Annotated in this window: 20 protein-coding genes and 1 tRNA gene; 11 read left to right on the top strand and 10 right to left on the bottom strand. The window is 67.9% G+C overall.

The features are described from left to right. Positions 1 to 7: 7 nt before the first annotated feature. Positions 8 to 604, top strand: a complete 597-nt coding sequence (locus V5D55_RS15040) for a hypothetical protein (protein ID WP_435744459.1) — start codon at positions 8 to 10, stop codon at positions 602 to 604. 4 nt (positions 605 to 608) lie between these two features. On the opposite strand, the gene V5D55_RS15035 is transcribed toward V5D55_RS15040, so the two are convergent. From V5D55_RS15035 to leuC, 6 genes are all read right to left on the bottom strand, one after another. Further along, positions 609 to 1,691 carry a D-alanine--D-alanine ligase family protein gene (locus tag V5D55_RS15035; RefSeq protein WP_435744457.1) on the bottom strand — a complete coding sequence of 361 codons (1,083 nt, stop codon included), beginning with the start codon at positions 1,689 to 1,691 and terminating at the stop codon, positions 609 to 611. Further along, positions 1,597 to 2,733, bottom strand: a complete 1,137-nt coding sequence (locus V5D55_RS15030) for an NAD(P)H-dependent glycerol-3-phosphate dehydrogenase (RefSeq protein ID WP_435744454.1) — start codon at positions 2,731 to 2,733, stop codon at positions 1,597 to 1,599. Before V5D55_RS15030 ends, V5D55_RS15035 begins: the two co-directional genes overlap by 95 nt. Beyond that, positions 2,723 to 3,478: a lysophospholipid acyltransferase family protein gene (locus tag V5D55_RS15025; protein WP_435744452.1), complete on the bottom strand. Its 756-nt coding sequence runs from the start codon at positions 3,476 to 3,478 to the stop codon at positions 2,723 to 2,725. Before V5D55_RS15025 ends, V5D55_RS15030 begins: the two co-directional genes overlap by 11 nt. A gap of 5 nt (positions 3,479 to 3,483) precedes the next feature. Then, entirely contained in the window at positions 3,484 to 4,851 is a 1,368-nt protein-coding gene (gene murA / locus V5D55_RS15020; protein WP_435744450.1) for a UDP-N-acetylglucosamine 1-carboxyvinyltransferase, read from the bottom strand. A 66-nt stretch (positions 4,852 to 4,917) separates the two neighbouring features. Then, entirely contained in the window at positions 4,918 to 5,514 is a 597-nt protein-coding gene (leuD, locus tag V5D55_RS15015) for a 3-isopropylmalate dehydratase small subunit (protein WP_435744448.1), read from the bottom strand. A 3-nt stretch (positions 5,515 to 5,517) separates the two neighbouring features. Then, on the bottom strand, positions 5,518 to 6,957 hold the full coding sequence (gene leuC / locus V5D55_RS15010) for a 3-isopropylmalate dehydratase large subunit (protein WP_435744446.1): 1,440 nt from the start codon (positions 6,955 to 6,957) through the stop codon (positions 5,518 to 5,520). Positions 6,958 to 7,147: 190 nt separating this feature from the next. Here leuC and V5D55_RS15005 point away from each other — a divergent pair, with 190 nt between their 5' ends. Both V5D55_RS15005 and V5D55_RS15000 read left to right on the top strand, forming a co-directional pair. Then, positions 7,148 to 8,443, top strand: a complete 1,296-nt coding sequence (locus V5D55_RS15005; RefSeq protein WP_435744444.1) for an O-acetylhomoserine aminocarboxypropyltransferase/cysteine synthase family protein — start codon at positions 7,148 to 7,150, stop codon at positions 8,441 to 8,443. Further along, complete coding sequence (locus V5D55_RS15000; RefSeq protein ID WP_435744442.1) at positions 8,440 to 9,753, top strand: LLM class flavin-dependent oxidoreductase; 1,314 nt, start codon at positions 8,440 to 8,442, stop codon at positions 9,751 to 9,753. Before V5D55_RS15005 ends, V5D55_RS15000 begins: the two co-directional genes overlap by 4 nt. Before the next feature lie 21 nt (positions 9,754 to 9,774). Here the strand turns inward: V5D55_RS15000 and V5D55_RS14995 are convergent, their stop codons facing one another. Beyond that, entirely contained in the window at positions 9,775 to 10,272 is a 498-nt protein-coding gene (locus tag V5D55_RS14995) for a DUF427 domain-containing protein (protein ID WP_435744440.1), read from the bottom strand. 42 nt (positions 10,273 to 10,314) lie between these two features. Continuing rightward, on the bottom strand, positions 10,315 to 11,319 hold the full coding sequence (locus tag V5D55_RS14990; RefSeq protein WP_435744437.1) for a TerC/Alx family metal homeostasis membrane protein: 1,005 nt from the start codon (positions 11,317 to 11,319) through the stop codon (positions 10,315 to 10,317). Between the two features lie 192 nt (positions 11,320 to 11,511). Here V5D55_RS14990 and V5D55_RS14985 point away from each other — a divergent pair, with 192 nt between their 5' ends. The 6 genes from V5D55_RS14985 (at position 11,512) to V5D55_RS14960 (ending at position 17,171) form a co-directional block, all read left to right on the top strand. After that, positions 11,512 to 12,177, top strand: a complete 666-nt coding sequence (locus V5D55_RS14985) for a TIGR00645 family protein (RefSeq protein WP_435744435.1) — start codon at positions 11,512 to 11,514, stop codon at positions 12,175 to 12,177. A gap of 61 nt (positions 12,178 to 12,238) precedes the next feature. Then, entirely contained in the window at positions 12,239 to 12,796 is a 558-nt protein-coding gene (locus V5D55_RS14980) for an RNA polymerase sigma factor (protein WP_435744432.1), read from the top strand. Further along, entirely contained in the window at positions 12,793 to 13,923 is a 1,131-nt protein-coding gene (locus tag V5D55_RS14975; protein WP_435744430.1) for a DUF4349 domain-containing protein, read from the top strand. Before V5D55_RS14980 ends, V5D55_RS14975 begins: the two co-directional genes overlap by 4 nt. Before the next feature lie 111 nt (positions 13,924 to 14,034). Beyond that, positions 14,035 to 14,583: a winged helix-turn-helix domain-containing protein gene (locus tag V5D55_RS14970; RefSeq protein ID WP_435744428.1), complete on the top strand. Its 549-nt coding sequence runs from the start codon at positions 14,035 to 14,037 to the stop codon at positions 14,581 to 14,583. Further along, on the top strand, positions 14,583 to 15,821 hold the full coding sequence (locus V5D55_RS14965) for an MFS transporter (RefSeq protein WP_435744426.1): 1,239 nt from the start codon (positions 14,583 to 14,585) through the stop codon (positions 15,819 to 15,821). The genes V5D55_RS14970 and V5D55_RS14965 overlap by 1 nt, the downstream gene beginning before the upstream one ends. Before the next feature lie 36 nt (positions 15,822 to 15,857). Next, positions 15,858 to 17,171: an acyltransferase family protein gene (locus V5D55_RS14960; protein ID WP_435744423.1), complete on the top strand. Its 1,314-nt coding sequence runs from the start codon at positions 15,858 to 15,860 to the stop codon at positions 17,169 to 17,171. A 55-nt stretch (positions 17,172 to 17,226) separates the two neighbouring features. Here the strand turns inward: V5D55_RS14960 and V5D55_RS14955 are convergent. Continuing rightward, positions 17,227 to 17,299, bottom strand: a tRNA-Glu gene (locus V5D55_RS14955). A gap of 152 nt (positions 17,300 to 17,451) precedes the next feature. Between V5D55_RS14955 and V5D55_RS14950 the strand changes: the two genes are divergently transcribed. Beyond that, positions 17,452 to 18,090: an MBL fold metallo-hydrolase gene (locus tag V5D55_RS14950; protein ID WP_435744420.1), complete on the top strand. Its 639-nt coding sequence runs from the start codon at positions 17,452 to 17,454 to the stop codon at positions 18,088 to 18,090. A gap of 2 nt (positions 18,091 to 18,092) precedes the next feature. Further along, the gene (locus V5D55_RS14945; RefSeq protein WP_435744418.1) at positions 18,093 to 18,617 is read left to right on the top strand and encodes a GNAT family N-acetyltransferase; all 525 of its coding nucleotides are present in this window, start codon (positions 18,093 to 18,095) and stop codon (positions 18,615 to 18,617) included. On the opposite strand, the gene pepN is transcribed toward V5D55_RS14945, so the two are convergent. After that, the gene (gene pepN / locus V5D55_RS14940; protein ID WP_435744415.1) at positions 18,614 to 21,097 is read right to left on the bottom strand and encodes an aminopeptidase N; all 2,484 of its coding nucleotides are present in this window, start codon (positions 21,095 to 21,097) and stop codon (positions 18,614 to 18,616) included. The two genes, V5D55_RS14945 and pepN, sit on opposite strands and share 4 nt — an antisense overlap. Positions 21,098 to 21,104: the final 7 nt, after the last annotated feature.

Here is a 21,104-nt window from a genome sequence, read left to right as displayed (position 1 = left end):
TCGCGGCATGAACCGCACTGCAGCAGGCCGAGCGTCCGTCGTCGCAGCGATCATGGTGGGAGTGGGGGCGCTGCTGAGCGGACTGATCAACTTCCTGTTCCTTCTCGCGAACGTCGCGAGTCTGCCGCGGCTGCTGATCCTGCAGGACCCGATCGGGTTCGCCCTCCGACCTCGAGTGCAGCCGCTCGCCGTCGTGGCGATGCTCGTCGCCCTCGTGATCCTCGTCGGGCTCACCTGGCTCTTCGTCCGCATGATCATCCGGTCCGCGCTGCCCGGACACGGAGCCGCAGTCTTCTTCGGGACCTGGGGTGCGGTGATCATCGCGTCGTGGATCGCCGGTCTCGTGCGAGCGCCGTTGATGCTGACCGTGCTGCAGATCCCTCCGGAGCAGTCCGAGATCCTGATGACCCAGTTCTCGCAGATGAGCGTCGCCGGCGTTTCCTGGGGACTCATCTGGGGGTGGTTGACCGCGCTGGTGGTCACCCTCGTGCACCGGTCCTCCGCGGGCGATTCGCCGAATCCAGTAGGCGTGCCGGCTTACCCGACCACGCTGCCGGCACAGGCGTACCCGCCCGCACCCTCTGCCCCGCCTGCGGCAGGCTGAGATTTCAGCGGCGGAGCCCCGCCTCGACGAGCTCGGTGATCAGGTCGCCGTAGCTCAGCCCTGAGGCGACCCAGCACTTCGGGAACATCGAGATCGGGGTGAATCCGGGCATCGTGTTCAGCTCATTGACGATCAGGTCGCCCGACGGCGTCAGGAACATGTCGACACGGGCGAGGCCACGGCCGTCGACGGCTTCGAACGCGCGGATGCCGGCGTCCTGGATCGCCGCGACCTCCGCGTCGGTCAGTTCCGCAGGGCAGATGACCTCGACGCCGTCGCCGCCCAGGTACTTGCCCTCGAAGTCGTAGAAACCCCGCGACGTCAGCACGATCTCACCGGGGAGCGACGCGCGCACGCCGTCTGCCCCTTCGAGCACGGCGACCTCGATCTCACGGCCGACGACCGCGGTCTCGATCAGCGCCTTGTCGTCCTCGGCGAAGGCGACGGCCATCGCGGCATCCAACTCCTCGAGCGCGTCGACCCGGGAGACGCCGACACTCGAGCCTGCACGCGCGGGCTTCACGAACAACGGCAGGCCGAGCTCGGCGGCACGCGCACGCACGGGCGCAGCATCCCGATCCCACTCCCGGCGACGCACCGTCACCGAGGGCGCGACGACGATTCCTGCTGCCTCGAGGGCGACCTTCATGAAGTGCTTGTCCATGCAGAGGGCCGAATCGAGCACACCGCCGCCTGCGTACGGGACCTCGAGCGTGTCGAAGAAGCCCTGGATCGTTCCGTCCTCGCCGTGCGACCCGTGCAGGATCGGGAGCACGATGTCGACCTCACCGAAGTTCTCGGACTCACCGTCGGGGTGGAGCACGCGCAGCGTGCGGTCGCCGCCCGGCTCCGGCCACAGCACCCGGGAGCCGTTGTCGACGACCTCCGGGAGGTGCGCGGCATCGAGCGGGAACTTCGCCGGATCGTCGTCTTCGAGGACGAAGGCGCCCTCACGGGTGATCCCCACCGGGATCACGGCGTAGCGGTCGCGGTCAATCGCTCCCAGCACGCCCCCCGCCGTTGCGGAACTGATCGAATGCTCGCTGGAGCGCCCGCCGAAGAGCACCACCACCGTCTGCTTGTCCATGGCTGGTCCTCTCACCCTGGGGGGTGTCGTCGTCCGTCGTCAGGTGGGGTGCGATGTCACGGGGATCCATCTTCCCGTCGAGCACCATCTTCACCTGTTCGACGATGGGCATGTAGACCTCCGATTCGCGCGCCAGCTGCAGCACGGGAGCGACGGAGGCGAGGCCTTCCGCGGTCTGCTGCATCTGCTTCACGACGTCCTGGAAGCTGTAGCCCTGGCCGAGCAGACGCCCGGCCGTGTTGTTTCTGCTCAGGGGCGACTGGCACGTGGCGATCAGGTCGCCGAGGCCGGCGAGCCCCTGGAGGGTCTCCGGGTGTGCGCCGTTCGCGACGGCGAAGTCCGTCATCTCCACGAGGCCGCGCGTGATGATCGAGGCCTTCGTGTTCTCGCCGTAGCCGACACCGTCCACGATGCCGATCGCGACGGCGATGAGGTTCTTGAGCACGCCGCCGAACTCGGTGCCGATGACGTCGGTGTTGACGAAGGTCCGGAAGTAGCTGTTGCGCGCCGCCCTGGCGACGATCTCCGCCGTCTCCTGGCTGCGTGAGGAGATCACGGCGGCGGTCGGCTGCTCACGGGCGATCTCGAGTGCCAGGTTCGGTCCGGATGCGACCGCGATGCGGTCGGGGTCGCAGCGCAGCTCCTGCTGGATCACCTGGCTCATCCGCAGTCCGGTGCCGCGTTCGACGCCCTTCATGAGGCTGATGATCTTCGAGTCGCTGTCGGCCAGGAGTGGCCGGAGCGCCTTGAGATTCTCGCGCAACGATTGGCTCGGCACCGAGAGGTAGACCTGCTCCGCGCCCTCGAGAGACGTGGCCAGTTCATGCGTGGCCGCCATCGATCGCGGAAGATTGATTCCCGGCAGGTACCGCGAGTTGCGCTTGGCCTCGTCGATCTCGTGCGCGAGCTCGGCGCGGCGGGCCCACATCGTGACCTGCGCTCCTCCGTCGGCGAGGATCTTGCCGAACGTGGTGCCCCAACTGCCGGCGCCGATGACGGTCGCACGAGGACCGGTCGGGAGCGGCGTCTTCTTAGGAGTCAAGGCGACCCGTCTCCTTCTGGCCGTGAGTCGCGGGATTCCAGCGCTCGGCGGGCGCCTTCTCATCACGCAGCTGTTCGAGCAGCTCGGTGATCGCGTTCATCAGACGTGTGGTGGCCTCGTTCATGGCCGCCTGCTCGCCGGCGCGCCCGCGGAGGTCGGACACGTCGACAGGATCGCCGATGAGCACCCGGACCGTCTTGCGGAGCGGCCAGAGGCTGAGCCCCTTCTGGTAGCGGCCCATGATCGCCTGCGTCCCCCACTGCGCCATCGGGATCAGCGGGATGCCGTCGGCGAGGGCCAGGCGCACGGCACCGGACTTGCCGCGCATCGGCCACAGGTCCGGATCACGGGTGAGCGTGCCCTCGGGGTAGACGATGACGCCTCGACCGTGCTCGACGAGCTCCGCCGACTGCTTCATGGTCTGCTTCGCCGAAGACGCCGACGAGGTGCGGGCGACCGGGATCATCCCGGTGTGGCGCAGGAACCAGCCGAGCACCGGCACCTTGAACAGGCTCTCCTTCGCCATGAAGCGCGGCGCACGGCCGATACGCCAGACGGCCACGGCCACGATCAGCGGATCGAACTCCGAGTAGTGATTCGGCGCGAGGACGAAGGCGCCCTCCCGCGGAAGCTTCTCCGAACCGGTCACGCGGATCTTCGCGAGCAGTGAGATCACCGGCACGACCATCGCGGCGAGCGGCCAGAACACGCTCGGTCGCGACTTCTCCGGTGACCTGGCACCCATCGCGGTCACCGGATGACGTCGAAGTCAGCGCCGAGGGCGTCGAGCTTGGCCAGGAACTTCTCGTAGCCACGGCTGAGGATGTCGACTCCCGAGACCTTCGACTCGCCGGACGCGGTGAGCGCCGCGATGATGTGGCTGTAACCACCGCGGAGGTCGGGGACCACGATGTCGGCGCCATGCAGAGGCGTGGGGCCGGTGACGACGGCAGCCTGCTCGAGGTCACGGCGAGGGACGCGACGGGGTCCGTCCTGGAGGCCGCGCGGATGCACGACGATGTCGGCGCCCATCTTCACCAGGGCGTCGGTGAAGCCCAGCCGGTTCTCGTAGACGGTCTCGTGCACGACCGAGCGGCCGTGCGCCTGCGTGAGCGCGACGACGAGCGGCTGCTGCCAGTCGGTCATGAAGCCGGGGTGCACGTCGGTCTCGATGACGACCGGCTTGATCTCACCGTCGCGACGGAACAGGATGCCGTCTTCCTTGATGTCGAACCAGCCGCCCGCCTTGCGGAACACGTTGAGGAAGGTCAGCATCTCCTGCTGCTTCGCGCCGCCGACGAAGATCTCGCCGTCGGTCGCCAGCGCCGCGGAGGCCCAGGAGGCCGCCTCGTTGCGATCGAAGATCGACCGGTGGTCGTAGCCGCGGAGCTTCTCCACGCCTTCGATCACGATCACCCGGTTGGGCTCGTAGGAGATGATCGCGCCCATCTTCTGCAGGACGGCGATGAGGTCCATGATCTCGGGCTCGATGGCGGCGTTGCGGAGCTCGGTGGTTCCCTCGGCACGCACAGCCGTGAGCAGGACCTGCTCGGTGGCCCCGACGCTCGGGTACGGCAGGTGGATGTTCGCGCCGTGCAGCCGGTGTCCGCCCGTGGAGAGACGGATGCCGCTGGGCAGCTTCTCGACGATGGCGCCGAACTTGCGGAGCGCGTCGAGGTGGAAGTCGATGGGACGGTCGCCGATGCGGCATCCGCCGAGGTCGGGGATGAATGCCTGTCCGAGGCGGTGCAGCAGAGGACCGCAGAACAGGATCGGGATGCGCGATGCTCCGGCGTGTGCGTCGATCTCCTCGAAGTGCGCCGACTCGACGTCGCTCGGGTCGAAGACCAGCGCGCCCGGCTCGTCGCCGTCGGACACACGCACGCCATGCACCTCGAGCAGCGAGCGGACCACGGCCACATCGCTGATCGCGGGGACGTCGCGCAGGACGCTGACCGTCTCTCCGAGCAGTGAGGCCACCATCGCCTTGGTGGCGAGGTTCTTCGCACCCTTGACGTCGACGCGACCGCGAAGTGGACGACCTCCTCGAATGGCGAGGACGTCTCCGGTGAGAGCGGGGACTCCGTCCGGGAGAGCGTCGCGCACAGGTGTCGTCATTCGGGCCTCACTTCGTTACACGGATCTCGGGGGCGGGTTGCCCCTGGCTCCCCCGCCCTCGACGTATCACTGCACGGGGAGGGTTCTCGGCCGCCACGACTCGCGACGGGCCTCGAACTGCGCGATCTTGTCTTCGTTGCGCAGCGTGAGCCCGATGTCATCGAGCCCTTCAAGGAGCCGCCATCTAGTGTAATCGTCGATCCCGATGTCGGCCTGGACGTCGCCGATCGAGGCCATGCGCTCCTCGAGGTTCACGGTGATCTGCGCCCCGGGATTCCGCTCGATCTCAGCCCAGATCCGCTCGAGATCCGTCTCGGAGATGGTTGCCGCCAGCAGACCCTGCTTACCCGAGTTGCCGCGGAAGATGTCGGCGAATCGGGGGCTGAGCACGACCTTGAAGCCGAAGTCGCGCAGCGCCCAGACCGCGTGCTCGCGGCTGGAGCCGGTGCCGAAGTCGGGGCCGGCGACGAGCACGGATGCGCCCTGGTACCGGTCCTGGTTCAGCACGAAATCCGGATCCTGGCGCCACGCGTGGAACAGCGCATCCTCGAAGCCGGTCTTGGTCACGCGCTTCAGGAAGACCGCCGGGATGATCTGGTCGGTGTCGACGTTCGACCGCTTCAGCGGAGCCGCGATGCCGGTGTGGGTGTGGAACTTCTCCATGGTTCAGGCCTCCAGGTCGCTCGGGCTGGACAGGGTGCCGCGAATGGCGGTCGCCGCGGCGACGAGCGGCGAGACGAGGTGGGTGCGCCCGCCCTTCCCCTGACGTCCCTCGAAGTTGCGGTTCGAGGTCGAGGCGCAGCGCTCGCCCGGGGCGAGCTGGTCGGGATTCATGCCGAGGCACATCGAGCAGCCGGCGAAACGCCATTCCGCGCCGAAGTCCTTGATGATCAGGTCCAAGCCCTCGGCCTCGGCCTCGAGCCGCACCCGCGCCGACCCGGGGACGACCATCACCCGGACGCCGTCGGCCTTCTTCTTGCCCTCGATGATCGAGGCGAACGCGCGGAGGTCTTCGATACGGCTGTTGGTGCACGAACCCATGAACACGGCGTCGACCGGCACCTGCTTGAGCGGGGTGCCCGGAGTCAGGTCCATGTACTCGAGAGCGCGCTCGGCGGCAGCGCGCTCATTCGGGTCGGTGATCTCGGCCGGGTTCGGGACGGATGCCGACAGCGAGCTCCCCTGCCCGGGGTTCGTCCCCCAGGTCACGAACGGCTCGAGCTGGTCGGCGTCGATGAAGACCTCCGCGTCGAACTCGGCGCCGTCGTCGGTGGGGAGCGTGCGCCAGTAGGCGACCGCGTCGTCCCAGTCCTGCCCCTGCGGCGCGTGCGGCTTGTCCTTCACGTACGCGAACGTGGTCTCGTCAGGCGCGACCATGCCGGCGCGGGCGCCCGCCTCGATCGACATGTTGCAGATCGTCATCCGGCCCTCCATGGAGAGCGCGCGGATCGCGCTACCGCGGAACTCCAGGACGTAGCCCTGCCCTCCGCCGGTGCCGATCTTGGCGATGACCGCCAGGATGATGTCCTTCGCCGTGACGCCGGAGCGCAGCGTGCCGTCGACCGTGATCGCCATGGTCTTGAACGGCTTCAACGGGAGGGTCTGCGTCGCCATGACGTGCTCGACCTCGCTGGTGCCGATGCCGAAGGCCATGGCGCCGAACGCTCCGTGGGTCGAGGTGTGCGAGTCACCGCACACCACGGTGATGCCGGGCATCGTGAGGCCCAGCTGCGGCCCGACCACGTGCACGATGCCCTGCTCCGCATCGCCGAGGGAGTGCAGTCGCACGCCGTACTCAGCGGCATTGCGGCGGAGGGTCTCGATCTGGGTGCGACTGGTCAGGTCGGCGATCGGCTTGTCGATCTCCCACGTCGGAGTGTTGTGATCCTCGGTCGCGATGGTGAGATCCAACCGGCGCAGCGGTCGTCCCTCGCTCCGCAGGCCGTCGAAGGCTTGCGGGCTGGTGACCTCGTGCACCAGGTGCAGGTCGATGTAGATGAGATCCGGTTCGCCGTTCTCGCCCTTGACGACGAGATGGTCGTCCCAGACCTTCTCGGCGAGGGTCCTGCGGCGTGCGGAATCGGCACCGGGTGCGGGGGTGTTCATGGCTTTTCTCCTGAAGCTGGCGGTTCGGCCCACGATGGACTCCGCGACGAGGAGGGGCTCAGAACGAGTTCTCGTCGCGGCCGCTAAGAAGAAGGAGCACGGTCCGCATGACGTCAGATTACCACCGCTCGGGCGTGGTCCGACCCGCCGTGACACTCTGTTGATCACCCGAATGACCGAGAGGCACCGCATGACCGTCGACACCGCCCGCTTCGCCACCCGTGCGGTGCACGCCGCAAGGAGCCGCGAGACGGCGGCGCCGCGCGCCACGCCGATCTACCTCACGGCCGGGTTCGAGTTCGACGACTTCGACCACGCTGCCGACCATTTCGGCACCGGCACGGGCTTCGGGTACACGCGCACCGGCAACCCCACCGTGCATGCGGCGGAGCGCCAGCTCGCCGCACTCGAATCCGGTGCCGACGCCGTGCTCGTCGCGAGCGGACAGGCGGCCGTCGTCACGGCGCTGCTCACGGTCGCGGGCGCCGGAGACCACATCGTCTCGTCGACGCACATCTACGAGGGCACCAGGGGTCTGCTCCTCGACAACCTGGCTCGCCTCGACATCGAGACGACGTTCATCGACGACATCGCCGATCCGGAAGCCTGGCGCGCCGCGATCCGCCCGAACACTCGCGCCCTCTTCGCGGAGTCGCTGGCCAATGCCCGCAACGACGTCCTCGACGTCGCGGCGATCAGCGCCGTCGCCGACGAGGCGGCGATCCCCCTGATCGTCGACAACACGCTGGCGACCCCCTTCCTTCTGCGCCCTATCGAGCACGGAGCCGCGATCGTCGTGCACTCGGCGTCGAAGTTCCTCGCCGGTCACGGCTCCGTTCTCGGCGGGGTGATCGTCGACGATGGCCGGTTCGACGCCGAGCGGGCAGGACACAACGCCCCGCACCTCGTGCTGCCCGGCCGCGGCGGTGTGCCGAGCGTGGTCGCCCGCCACGGCGGACGCGCGCGGATCGCCTACGCCCGGGAGTCGGTGGCGCCGCGCTTCGGTGCGTCGCCGTCGCCGCTGAACGCCTTCCTCATCGGGCAGGGCGCGGAGACCCTCGGGCTGCGCGTCGAACGCCAATCCCGCAACGCGCTCGAGGTGGCCCGCTGGCTGCAGACCCACGAGGCCGTGGAGAGCGTCGACTACGTCGGGCTGCCGTCGCATCCCGATCACGACACCGCCGTCCGCTACCTGGAGGGCGGCTTCGGCTCGATCTTCACGTTCACCCTGCGAGGTGGCCTTCCGGCGGCTCGTCAGTTCGTGGAGCAGGTGCAGGTGTTCACGCACATGACCCACATCGGCGACGTGCGCTCCCTCGTGCTGCATCCGGGCACCACCAGTCACGCGCAGCGCACAGAGGAGGAGCGCGAACTGCTCGGGGTTCGACCCGGCACTCTGCGGCTCTCGATCGGCATCGAGGACATCGAAGATCTGATCTCCGATCTCGCCCGGGTCTTGCAGGGGGCGCGCGAGGCCGTGGCATGAGTCGGCCGCAGCACTTCGGCTGGTTCCTTGCCCGAGGGTTCGGTCCGCAAGGCTGGGGCTACCCCTCCCTTGATTGGGACTACGACTGGACGCGCCCCGAGATCTATCAGGAGGCCGCCCGCACCCTCGAGCAGGCGGGCTTCGATCTCGTCATCATCGAGGATGCGCCGTCGATGGGCTCGCCGGAGACTCTCGACATCCGCGTGCGGCACGCGTTCGGCGGCCCGAAGCACGATCCCCTGCTGCTCGCGCCCTATCTCTTCCAGGCGACGAAGCACCTCGGGGTCGTGCCGACCGTGAACCCCGCCGCCTCGCTCCCCTACACGTCGGCGCGTCAGTTCTCGACGCTCCAGCACCTCAGCGGTCACCGACTCGGGTTGAACGTCGTCACCGACACCGGAAGCGCGCGCCATTTCTCGGATGCCGCACAGCTCGGCCACGACGAGGCTTACGACCGCGCGGAGGAGTGGCTCGACGGCATCCGTGCGCTCTGGCGCAGCTGGGACGACGGCGCGCTGGTCGCCGACCGCGCGACGGAGGTGTTCGCGGACGGCTCGAAGATGCAGCGGATCCAGCACCGCGGCCGGCGCTACGCCTTCGACGGCCCTCTGAACGCCCTCCCGTTCACCGAGGGCGAGCCGTCGATCGTGTCCCCCGGAGGCTCCGGACGCGGGCTGGGCTTCGCGGGAGCGAATTCCGACGTGCAGCTCGCGCTCGCCCCTCTCCACGAGGCCTCGGTGCGCGCGTACCGGTCGAAGATCCATGACGCGGCAGTGGCGGCCGGGCGCCGCCCCGAAGACATCAAGATCCTCTTCGCGATCCAGCCGGTGATCACGTCTTCCGCCGAGGAGGCCGACCGCATCGTCGCCGCATCCGCGCACCCCGACGACGCCGCCCTGGTGCAGATCGCACGCAAGCAGTCGAGCGACCTCGAGACGGACCTCACTTCACTCGACCTCGACAAACCCCTCGACCTCTCGATCTTCGGGGCGCACGTCTCGCGCGGCAGCATCCAGCGGCTGATCGGCGACCGAGGCGAAGACGCGCCGCTGCGCGCGCACCTCACGGCGCTCGTCAGAGCGGGACGCTTCTCCGACCGTTCCGGGTTCGTCGGCACCGCCGAAGAGTTCGCCGATGTGATCGAAGAGCTCGGCGAGTGGGGCAACGACGGCGTACTGCTGTGGGGCGATTTCCACCCGGTGACTCTGCACCGCACGCTCGACGAGCTCGTGCCGGTGCTGCGTCGACGCGGCATCCTCCGACGCGAATACGTCGACGGCGGACTGCAGGCCAATCTGCGCGCGTTCTGACCGGACATCAAGCGAGCGGCGCTACCAGCCCAGCGAGCCCGGGATGCCCTTGAACGGCCCTACGACGGCCGACGTGACCCACCCGCCGTAGAAGCCACCCGGCTGCGCGGTGACGACCTCGTCTCCGACGGTGCACTCGTCCATCGGCCCCGCGTACACGGCGACTCGGCCGGCCAGCGATTCGAACCCCGGTTCCGGATGGGGGTAGTTCCATGCGGCGCCCTCACGCACGACCCCTCCACCTCGCACGTCGAAGTAGCGCGCGGCGCCCTTGAACTCGCAGAACGACGAGCCGGGGGCATCCGCGAGCGCCCCCGGCACGAAGTCGGCGATCGGCAGGTAGTACACGGGAGGGTGGCTCGTCTCGAGAACCCGCACCGCGTCCCGCGTGTCGGCGATCAACTCGCCACCGAGCCGGATCGCGACCCGCTCCGCGACCCGTTCCACCCGTGGCGGGCGCGGATAGTCCCACACGGATTCCTGACCGGGGGCGGGGGTGACGGGGCGGGGTCGGCGCATCTGGCAACTTTACGTCGCCAGACAGCTACGCCGACCCCGACCTCACTCCGTGATCGCGGCCTTCTTCTCCGCGCGCTTCTCGCGTCCGGAGGCGATGAGGCTGGCCACGGTCGCGATCGTCATCGACGCGATGATCACGCCGAGCGACACCATGTTGTCGATGTCGGGCACCCATTCGACGTGCTGGCCGCCGTTGATGAAGGGCAGCTCGTTCACGTGCAGCGCGTGCAGGATGAGCTTGATGCCGATGAATCCGAGGATCACCGCGATGCCGTAGTGCAGGTACCGGAGGCGGTCGAGCAGATCGCCGAGCAGGAAGTAGAGCTGGCGGAGTCCCATCAGCGCGAAGATGTTCGCCGCGAAGACGAGGAAGCCGTTCGTGGTGATCTCGAAGATCGCGGGGATCGAGTCGATCGCGAAGATCAGGTCGGTCACGCCGATCGTGATGAGCACGATGACCATCGGAGTGAACATCCGCTTGCCGTCGACCGTGGTGCGCATCTTCGAGCCGTCGTAGTGGTCGCTGATGTCGATGCGCCGGCGCAGCAGGCGCACGACGAAGTTCTCGCGCTGCACCTCGCCGTCGTGATCGCCGTCCGGCATCGCCTGGCGGATCGCGGTCCAGATCAGGAAAGCGCCGAAGATGTAGAAGATCGGCGAGAAGTTCTCGACGATGGCGACACCGACGAGGATGAACGCGCCGCGCAGTACCAGGGCGATGATGATGCCGATCATGAGCACCTGCTGCTGCAGTCGTCGCGGGACCGCGAACTGCGCCATGATCAGCACGAAGACGAAGAGGTTGTCGATCGAGAGGCTGTACTCGAGCGCCCACCCGGTGATGAAGTCTCCCGCGTTCTTCCAGCCGCCCACGTTGCCGAGAAGCACCGCGAAGAGCAGGGCGAGCGCGACGTAGAACACCACCCAGAGCGTGGACTCCTTCGTGGAGGGGATGTGCGGGCGCAGTTTGATGAGCAGGAGGTCGGCGATCAGGATGACCGTGAGCACGACCATCGACGTGATCTCGAACCAGAGTGGGATTTCCAAGGGCGCACTGCACCTTTCGGGAGGGTCGGGAAGAAGCCGAAAGTCTCTCCCCCGCACAGGATGTGCGTCGCGCGCCCGGAGCAGCTATGCCGATGCTCGTGATGACGTTACGCGCGGATCCGGGATACTCCCTCTCGCGGGTGCAATGCTACCGGAGCAACAGTGCGGCGGAGAACGACATTGCATGGTGAAATGGTCGACGTGACCTCGACCTCGCACCCAGACCACACCGACCACGGCATCGCTCCCCTGGAGGCGCGCCCTCAGAACTCCTGGGCACGTGCCATCGGCTCCCTGATCTTCGTCAGCCGGTGGCTGCAGGCGCCGCTCTATCTCGGCCTGATCGTGGCGCAACTGGTCTACGTCGTGGTCTTCATGGTCGAGCTGTGGCATCTCATCGCCGAAGACGTGTTCGGCGATATCACCCACATCGAAGAGGCCACGATCATGCTGACGGTCCTCGGACTGATCGATGTCGTGATGATCGCGAACCTCCTGATCATGGTCATCATCGGCGGCTATGAGACCTTCGTGTCGCGGATCAACGTCGACGGCCACCCGGATCAGCCGGAGTGGCTGTCACATGTGAATGCGAACGTGCTCAAGGTGAAGCTCGCGATGGCGATCATCGGCATCTCGTCGATCCACCTCCTCAAGACCTTCATCGAGGTCGGCGGCATGACCGAGACGGCGATCAACACCGAGGACGGCGAGAAGTACACCCCCACCGGTGTCCTCTGGCAGGTCGTCATCCACATGGTGTTCATCGTCTCGGCCGTGGCCCTCGCCTGGATCGACAAGATGTCGCAGAGCACTGCGAAGGCCGCGCACGCCGCGGCGCAGACCAGCGCGCACTGAATCTGAGACGATGGGGCATCCGTCGACACTTTCCCAGTGAGAGACACCGAACGGAATCAGGATGCCCGTGCAGACGAGTGATCAGAAGTGGGCGGCCCAGGCCGCGGCCGGCGACGAGAGCGCCTTCCGCGAGCTGTACCGCGCACACGTGCGACCGGTCTACTGGATCGCCCAGGGCATTCTCGCGTCGCCCGCCGACGCCGAGGATGTGACGCAGGAGACCTTCGTGGTCGCCTGGCGGAAGCTCCCGAAACTGGAGCTCCAGGGGGAATCGATCCTGCCGTGGCTGGCGACGATCTGCCGCTTCCAGGCGGCGAATCGGCTTCGTCAGCGTCGGCGTGACCAGGCGCACACCGCCGAAGCCATCGACGAGAATCTGCCGGACACGGTCAGCGTCGAGGAGCAGGTCATCACGGCGGCTCTGGCCGCCAGGATCGCCGCCGAAGTGGGGACTCTGAGTGATCTCGACCGCGAGATCTTCCGCCTCTGCGCTGCCGAGGGGTACGCCTATCAGGCGGCCGCCGAGGAGCTGGGCGTGAGCCATGCCGTCGTCCGGAACCGTCTCTCCCGAGTGCGCACCCAATTGCGTGGCGCCGTCAAGGAAGCGAGAGACGCATGAACGACCAGACCACCCGCGAGGAGCTTCCCGAGCTGTCCGCGGAGACGATCGCCCGTATGGAGGACTCGGTCTTCGCCGAGATCGCCGCGGAACGCGCACCCGTGCGGACGTCCGCCGTCCGCGCCCGCAACAGACGTCGACGCTGGCTCACCGGCGCCGGTGTCGCCGCCGCGTTCGCGGTAGGCGTGCTGGTGACTCCCCCGATTCTCGGAGCCGTGGGCGCCGGTGCCGGCAGCATGACCACGGCCGAGGGCGGAGACATGTCGGGCGGTTCGGTCCCCGAATCCGCCGGCGGTTCGCCGGACAAGAGCGCAGACGTCTCCTCCGACGCCGCACCAGAGGAGATGTCAGATTCTTCGGCGCTCGCGGGTTCGGATGCCGTCGACAGCGACCGCGAGATCATCGCCACAGCCAACGCGACGCTGCAGGTGAAGAACATCCAGGATGCGGCGGCAGCAATCGCGGCGCTGGCCGAGAAGCGCGGCGGATACGTGGAGACGACGGAGATCGGCAAGGCGGTCGCCGTCGACGACGACATGGTCTCGGAGCCGGCTCGACCCGATTCCGGGTACGGCTGGATCAGCATCCGGGTGCCGTCCGCCGATCTGTCGGATGTGATCGATGAGCTGGCCGAGTCCGGCGAGGTGCTGTCTTCGTCGATCTCGAAGCAGGACGTGACGTCGGTCGCGATCGATCTGCGAGCACGCGTCGATGCGACGAAGACGTCGGTGGAACGTCTCACCGAGCTGCTGGCCCAGTCGGGCACCGTGTCCGAGCTCATCGAGGCCGAGGTCGCCCTGACCGATCGGCAGGCTCAGCTGGAGTCCTACGAGCAGCAGCTCGCCTCGATCGAGGATCAGGTCGCGATGTCGACGCTCCAGGTGGAGCTGACGCGCAGCGCGACGCCGACCACAGCCGACCCCGCAGGATTCGGAGACGGTCTGCTGGCCGGATGGAACGGCCTCGTGGTCTCGCTGAACGCCCTCGTCATCGCTGCCGGCTTCATCCTCCCCTGGCTCGCGATCGCCGGGGTCGCTTTCCTCATCGTCTGGCTGATCCGCCGGGCGCGCCGCAACCGCCGATCGGAGACCCCCGCCACCGCACCTGCGGAGACGGACGCGGACTGACGACGGTCCTCAGAGCCGCTCCGGACCCCAGCCGGAGCGGCTCTTCCGTTGATTTTCCGGGGTATACAAGAAGTCTTGTGAGATTGCGGGCACGGTCGTAGCGTTCATTCCGTGGAAGACATCTCCGTGATCACCGCCGTGCATCATCCGCTGCGCCGCCGCATCTTCGACTACCTGCTCCTGTACGGGACATCGCAGGTGACGGCGATCGCGCGCGCGCTGGACAGTCAGGTGGGCAGCATCAGCCACCATCTGCGGATGCTCGAGCGCGCCGGTGTGGTCGAGCGCGCAGAAGACCCGACCGGCGACCGGCGCACGAGCTGGTGGAATCTGGTCCGCCGCGGGATGTCGTGGTCGACGGACGACTACGAGGATTCGCCCGCCGATGCACTGCTGGCCCGCGAGGCGGAGCGTCAAGGCATCAGGATGCAGATCGAGAGACTGCAGCGATGGCGGCGGCGGCGTGACGAACCGATCTTCGGCGAATATGACGCTTTCAACACGGAGCGGACGGCGTGGGCGTCTCCCGACGAGATCCGCGACCTGTCCGAGCGACTGCGCCGCACTCTGAGCGAGTGGCAGGAATCGATCGATCTCGAAGACGGCCAGTCCCGCGTGCCGGTCTTCTTCTTCTCGCACGCCTTCCCGACGGAGCCGTGATGACCGTCGTCGAACCCCTCCAGCTGAGCGAACCGCCGGCGTTCTCCCGAGACCGTCGCGTGCAGGCGTGGATCGGCGTGAAGGCGCTGTCGGACGCCGGCGATGCGCTCTGGACGATCGCGCTGGCGTGGACGGCAGTGCAGATCGCGTCACCAGCGGTCGCCGGCCTGATCGTCGCCGCCGGCACAGTCCCGCGCGCCATCGTGCTGCTGTTCGGCGGAGTGCTCGCCGACCGGGCGAACGCGCGCCGGGTGATGCTGCTGTTCAACGTGCTCCGCGTCGGGGTGCTCGTCGCGGTGGCGCTGTGGGTGCTGGCCACACCGCCGACCGTCGCGGTGCTGCTGTTCGCGGCGATCGCATTCGGGGTGTGCGACGCGTTCTACGAGCCGTCGGCCGGAACCATCGCCCGTCAGCTGGTGCGACCCACCGATCTGCCCTCGTACAGCGCGGTCGCGCAGACCGCGTCCCGGCTCGGCACCATGGGTGGTGCCGCCGTCGGCGGTGTGGTCGTCGCACATGTCGGACTCAGCGGCAGCGCCACAGTGAACGCCCTGACCTTCACCGTGGTCGTCGCCTTCATCGCGATCTGGCTGCGACCGCGCTTCGCGCTCCCCCGGGCCGAAAAGGAGTCGGCGCTGCGCGGTATCGCCCGCGGTTTCGCTCATCTCAAGGACGCCCCCACGACGCGCACTCTGGTCATCGCGCTGTCCGGACTCAATCTCGCCGTCGGTCCCGCCGTCGGCATCGGACTGGCTCTGCGTGCGCTCGACGAGGGGTGGGGCGCGCCCGCGGTCGGACTCTTCGAGGCGCTCCTCGGCCTCGGAGCGGCTCTGGGCGCGATTTCGGTCGCCCGCTGGCGGCCCCGACGCGAGGCCTACGCGGGCTTCTGGGCGCTGGTGGTGCAGGGCGCCGCGATCGTCGCGCTCGGCTTCGGCCCCCTGTGGACCGTCGCTGCGGCGGCATTCGTGATCGGCGCGACAGCGGGCTATGCGTCCGTGCTGCTGAGCTCCACGTTCGCGGCGACGGTGGACACCGCGTACCTCGGCCGGATGGGCGCGATCACCCGACTCGGCGACGACTGCCTGATGCCGGTCGCGATGGCCGCGTTCGGGGCCCTGGCGTCGGCGACCGTGCTGTGGGTGCCGTTCGCGCTGTACGGCGGAGCGATGGCGGCGCTGATGATCCTCCCGCTCAGCAACCGCACGTTCCGCGAACTGTCTCTGCGCCCTGCGTCCTGACCAGCGCCACGGCGCGACGCCGCTAGAGTCTTCGGCATGAGCAGTGCCGCCCTCGATCCGACTCCGCGCACGGTACCGGCCGGGCGGGACCTCACTCTCGACCTCGCCCGTGTCGCCTGCGTCGTGCTGGTCGTCTTCGTGCACATCCTCTTCACCGGCGTCGGCCGCGCCCCGGATGGCTCGCTGCTGATCGAGAAGACCGTCGAGGCACAGCCCTGGTTCGCCGGCGCCTCCTGGATCGCCAACATCATGCCGCTGTTCTTCGTGGTGGGCGGATACGCGGCACGAGCCGGCTGGAGATCGGCGGTCGCCCGTGGTGAGACGGCTGATGCCTACGTGCGGGTACGGCTCGCGCGCCTCGCCCGGCCGGCGCTGCCGCTCTTCCTGTTTTTCACGATCGCGCTCGGAGCGACGCGGATGCTGGGCATCGATCCCGGGCTCGTCGACACGATCGCGATCGGCGTCGGTTCACCGCTGTGGTTCCTCGCGGCGTACATGATCGCGCAGGCACTGGCCCCGACGATGATGCGCGTGCACGAGAAGCACGGAGCGTGGGTGCTCCTGGTGCTGCTCGGCGCAGCACTCGCAGTCGACGCATTCCGTTTCCTGTTCGTGGGCGGCGTTCTCGGCATCGAGCCGGTCCCGCCGGGCGGGTACGGGCTCGGTCAAGAACTGTTCGGCATCCCCAACATCGTGTTCGTGTGGCTCTTCGCACAGCAGGTGGGCTTCTTCGTCTACGACGACTGGTTCGCGCAGCGCTCCTGGTGGCAGCTCGTGCTGCTGATCGCCGGCGGCTACGTCGCTCTCTGGGGCCTGGTGTCGCTCGGCGGCTACACGCAGAGCATGCTCGGCAACCAGTGGCCGCCGACGGCCACGATGGCGGTGCTCGCGGTCATCCAGGCGGCAGGGCTGACGCTGCTGCACGGCCCTCTGACGGCGCTGATGCGTACCCGCGCGGCACAGGGTGTCGTGTTCCTCATCGGTTCCCGCCTGATGACGATCTACCTGTGGCATCTGCCGATGATCATGGTGCTCGTCGGCATCGAGCTGCTCCTGCCTCTGCCCCTGCCCGCCCCGGGAAGTGCAGTGTGGTGGTGGACGCGGCCGGTTTTCCTCATCGTCGTCCTCGCCGCGGTCTGGCTGCTCTCGCTCTGGCTGGTGCGGTTCGAGAAGGTCCCGACCCCCGGCATCCCTCGTCTTCCGTCCCGAGCGACGACGGTCGGAGCAGTGCTTCTGTTCGTCGCACCGATCATCGCGATCACCGCCTACGGGCTCGACTTTCCGCTCGCAGGCATTGCGGCGATCTGTGCGGGCGCGGCACTCTGGTCGACCCGCAGCACTGCAGCCTGAGCAGTCGTCCGGAAACGACGAAAACCCCCGGCGAACCGGGGGTTTTCGGGTGTTGTGACCCCAGCGGGATTCGAACCCGCGTTACCGCCGTGAGAGGGCAGCGTACTAGGCCGCTATACGATGGGGCCGTCTGGCGGAACGTTTCCGTGCCGCGACAACCGTTCAAGTATGCCATGACGATTCTCACTCCGCAAAATCGAGCCGACCCCTGCGCGGCTCCCGGGCGTGGCGCACGCATGATGTGTTTGCCGTGCGGGCCGCGAAGGAGTTGACTCGTCTCATGCGCGTCACGAAGTTCGAACATGCCACCCTCCGCATCGACCAGAACGATGAGACCCTGCTGATCGACCCGGGGGCGTTCACGACCCCGCTCGCCGACCTCAGCAAGCTCGTCGCCGTGGTGATCACGCACGAGCATCCGGACCACTGGACCTCCGAGCATCTCGACCGCATCCTCCGCGATGCGCCGGGCACGCCGATCTACGCCCCAGCCGGTGTGGCGAAAGCCGCTGAGGGGTACGAGATCACCGTGGTCGCTCCCGGGGATGCGATCGAGGTCGGCGGCTTCACGCTGCGCTTCTTCGGCGGCACCCACGAGGTCATCCATGCGTCCATGCCGACCGTCGACAACCTCGGCGTCCTGATCGACGACGAGCTGTACTACCCGGGCGACTCCTACGCCGTCCCCGAGGGGATCGAGGTCGACACGCTCGCCGCACCGCTCGGTGCCCCGTGGCTGAAGATCGGCGAGGCGATGGACTACGTGCTCGCTGTGAAGCCACGTCGAGCGTTCGGAACCCACGACATGACGCTGTCGGTGATCGGCAAGAACATGCACCGCCAGCGACTTCAGTGGGCGACCGAGCAGGGCGGCGGCGAGTTCTTCGTCTTGGAGCCGGGCGACGCCCTCGACCTCTGACGATGAGCGCCGAACGCCTGCTGCCGTCGCCTACGACGCGGCTGCGGTTCCGTGAGATGACCCCCGGCGATCTGGACGCGGTGGCGGCGATGCTGGGCGACCCGGACGTCATGGCGTATTACCCGGCGCCGAGATCACGCGCCGAGAGCGCCGAGTGGATCGAGCGGATGCAGGAGCGCTACGACCGCTTCGGACACGGCCTCTGGATCATCGAGACGCACGACGGCACCTTCGTCGGCGATTGCGGCATCACCTGGCAGTCGGTCAACGAGGTCCCGGTTCTCGAGGTCGGATATCACGTCATCGGCGAGATGCAGCGGCAGGGCTACGCGACCGAGGCCGCGCGAGCCTGCGTCGACCTCGTGGTGCAGAGGTTCGCGCCCACCTTGCTCACCGCGATCATCCACCCCGAGAATGCCGCTTCCCGCGGGGTCGCCGAGAACCTGGGCATGACCCACATCGACGACGACCGCGCACACCCGTGGATCGTGCGCACCGTCATGGGGATGCAGGTCTCCCCCGCCTAGTGGTTGGCCGCCCGCACGCGCAGCTCGCGCGCGAGGTGATCACGCTGCTCGATGATCAGGCGCCGCAGTGCCGCCGGAGCGGACGCGTGGGCCGCGAGCCACTCATCGACGAGCTGCAGCGAATCGGTCGAAGGGAACAGCCCGACGACGAGACGCTGCGCGAGCTCGATGCTGCGCGCACCCCAGACGTCCTCGATCCGCGCGAAGTACTCGGCGTCGAAGCCCGCGATCAGGTCGCGTCGCCCGCCCGCCCGGAACCCGCTGATCTCGGCGTCCAGGTGATCGTTGCTCAGGGAGTGGTCGCCCCACGCAGCGTCCCACGCGGCGCGGCGCACCGCGGCATCCGGTCGCGAGGCGAGTGCGCGGCGTGCCGCGGTACGGCCGCTCCCGGTGTCGTCGTGCTGCTGCTCGGTCGCGACGTCGTCGGCGTCGGCATGACCGGTCGCGACGAGTGCGGTGAGAAGCTGCCAGCGCAGATCGGGGTCGACGATGAGGCCGTCGGGCACCTGGCCGTCGAGCAATGCGCGCACCTCGTCGTGGCGCACGTCGTCATAGGCGGATGCGGTGGCCACAGCTCGCGCCCAGGAGAGCTGCGAGTCACTGCCCGCATCGGCATCCTGCAGCGCGCTCCACGCCGCCTTCGTCCACTCCCGCTGCTGCGCGGCACGACGCGCGTCATCGATGAAATGACCCAACGCGTAGGCCGCATTCGGCAGCACGCTGGCGAGCAGACCGATGTTCGATTCCGCAGGAGCGTGCGAGCGCACGATCGAGAGGTAGCGCGTCGCGTCGAGTTCGCCGTCGCGCGTGGCGTTCCACAGAGCGGACCAGACCAGTGCCCTGGCGAGCGGATCATCGATCGCGGAGAGCGACTCCTCGACCGTCTGCGACGATCGCTCGTCGAGGCGCGCCTTCGCATACGTGAGGTCGTCGTCGTTCAGGAGGATGAGGTCCGCATCGGCTCCCTCCAGCTCGGTCCGCTCCTCCACGACGTCGAGCTCTGACTGCTCGCGGCGCACGATCCGGCCGTCGACGCGGTCGTACAGGCCGATCCGCAGCCGATGAGGGCGCGGGTCGCTCTGCACCAGGAAGCGTCGACCATCGGCATCCGTCTCGAGCCACAGCACGGACATGCCCGATGTCTGCAGCCAGGCCGCGGACCAGTCGGTCATGTCTCGCCCGGAGACGGCGCTCAGCTGCACGAGGAAGTCGTCGAGCGTCGTGTTGCCGAACGCGTTCGCAGCGAAGTAACGGCGCGCACCCTCGAAGAAGGCATCATCGCCCACGAAGGCGACGAGCTGCTTCAGCACGGCTGCGCCCTTGGCATAGGTGATCCCGTCGAAGTTCAGCTTCGCGGCCTCGAGGTCGACGATGTCGGCGACGATCGGGTGCGTCGTCGGCAGCTGGTCCTGCTGATAGGCCCATGACTTGCGCTTCGCGGCGAACGTGACCCAGGCATCGTGGAACCTCGTGGCCACGGCGGAGGCATGCGAGCCCATGTAGTCCGCGAACGACTCCTTGAGCCAGAGGTCGTCCCACCATTTCATCGTGACCAGGTCGCCGAACCACATGTGGGCCATCTCGTGCAGGATCGTGTTCGCCCGGCCGGCGCGCTGCGCCTCGGTGGCGGCTCCCCGCGAGATGTAGGCCTCCGTGAACGTGACGAGGCCCGGATTCTCCATGGCGCCGAGGTTGTACTCGGGCACGAAGATCTGGTCGTACTTGCCCCATGGATACGGATAGGCGAACGCGTCCGTGAAGAAGTCGAGACCCTGTCGCGTGACCTCGAGGATCTCGTCGGATTCGAGGTGCTGGGCCAGCGAACGGCGCGCGAAGACACCCAGTGCGATGCGCTGATCGTCTCGCTGCCATTCCCCGCTCACCCGCACGTACGGACCCGCGGCCACCGCGGTGATGTAACTGGAGATCGGGAGCGTCGGAGCGAACTCCACACGCTGCACGCCCACGCCGAGATCTGTACGCGCCGGTGCCTGGTTGGACAGCACCTCCCAGCCCGACGGCGCATCGACCACGAACGTGTAGGCGGCTTTCATGTCGGGCTGCTCGAAGCAGGCCATGACGCGCCGGGAGTCGGCCGGTTCGTACTGGGTGTAGAGGTAGGTCGCATCATCCACAGGATCGTGGAAGCGGTGCAGGCCCTCGCCCGACCGACTGTAGGCACCGATCGCCTCGACCCGTACCACGTTCGAACCCGCCAGGCCCGAGAGGGCGATCCGCGCACCGTCGTAGACGATCTCCTGCTCGGCGTCGTTCACGACCACCCGACGCACCTCTTCGCCGATGAAGTCGAGCCAGGTGGTCTCCGCAGACGACTCGAACTCGAGGGTCGTCGTCGTAGGAAAACCCGTGCGCGCCCGCTCGGGCGCTCCGGTCAGGTCGAGCTCGACGTGGATGCTGCGCACGGTGACTGCGGCGGATCGCGCTGCGGTCTCGTGTCGGCTGAGGTTGGCGGTGTCCATGCTTCCA

Source organism: Microbacterium sp. PMB16 (assembly GCF_051294855.1).
Lineage (GTDB): Bacteria > Actinomycetota > Actinomycetes > Actinomycetales > Microbacteriaceae > Microbacterium.
Note: the sequence above shows the minus strand (reverse complement) of the source record. Positions and strands in the feature narration are given on the sequence as shown.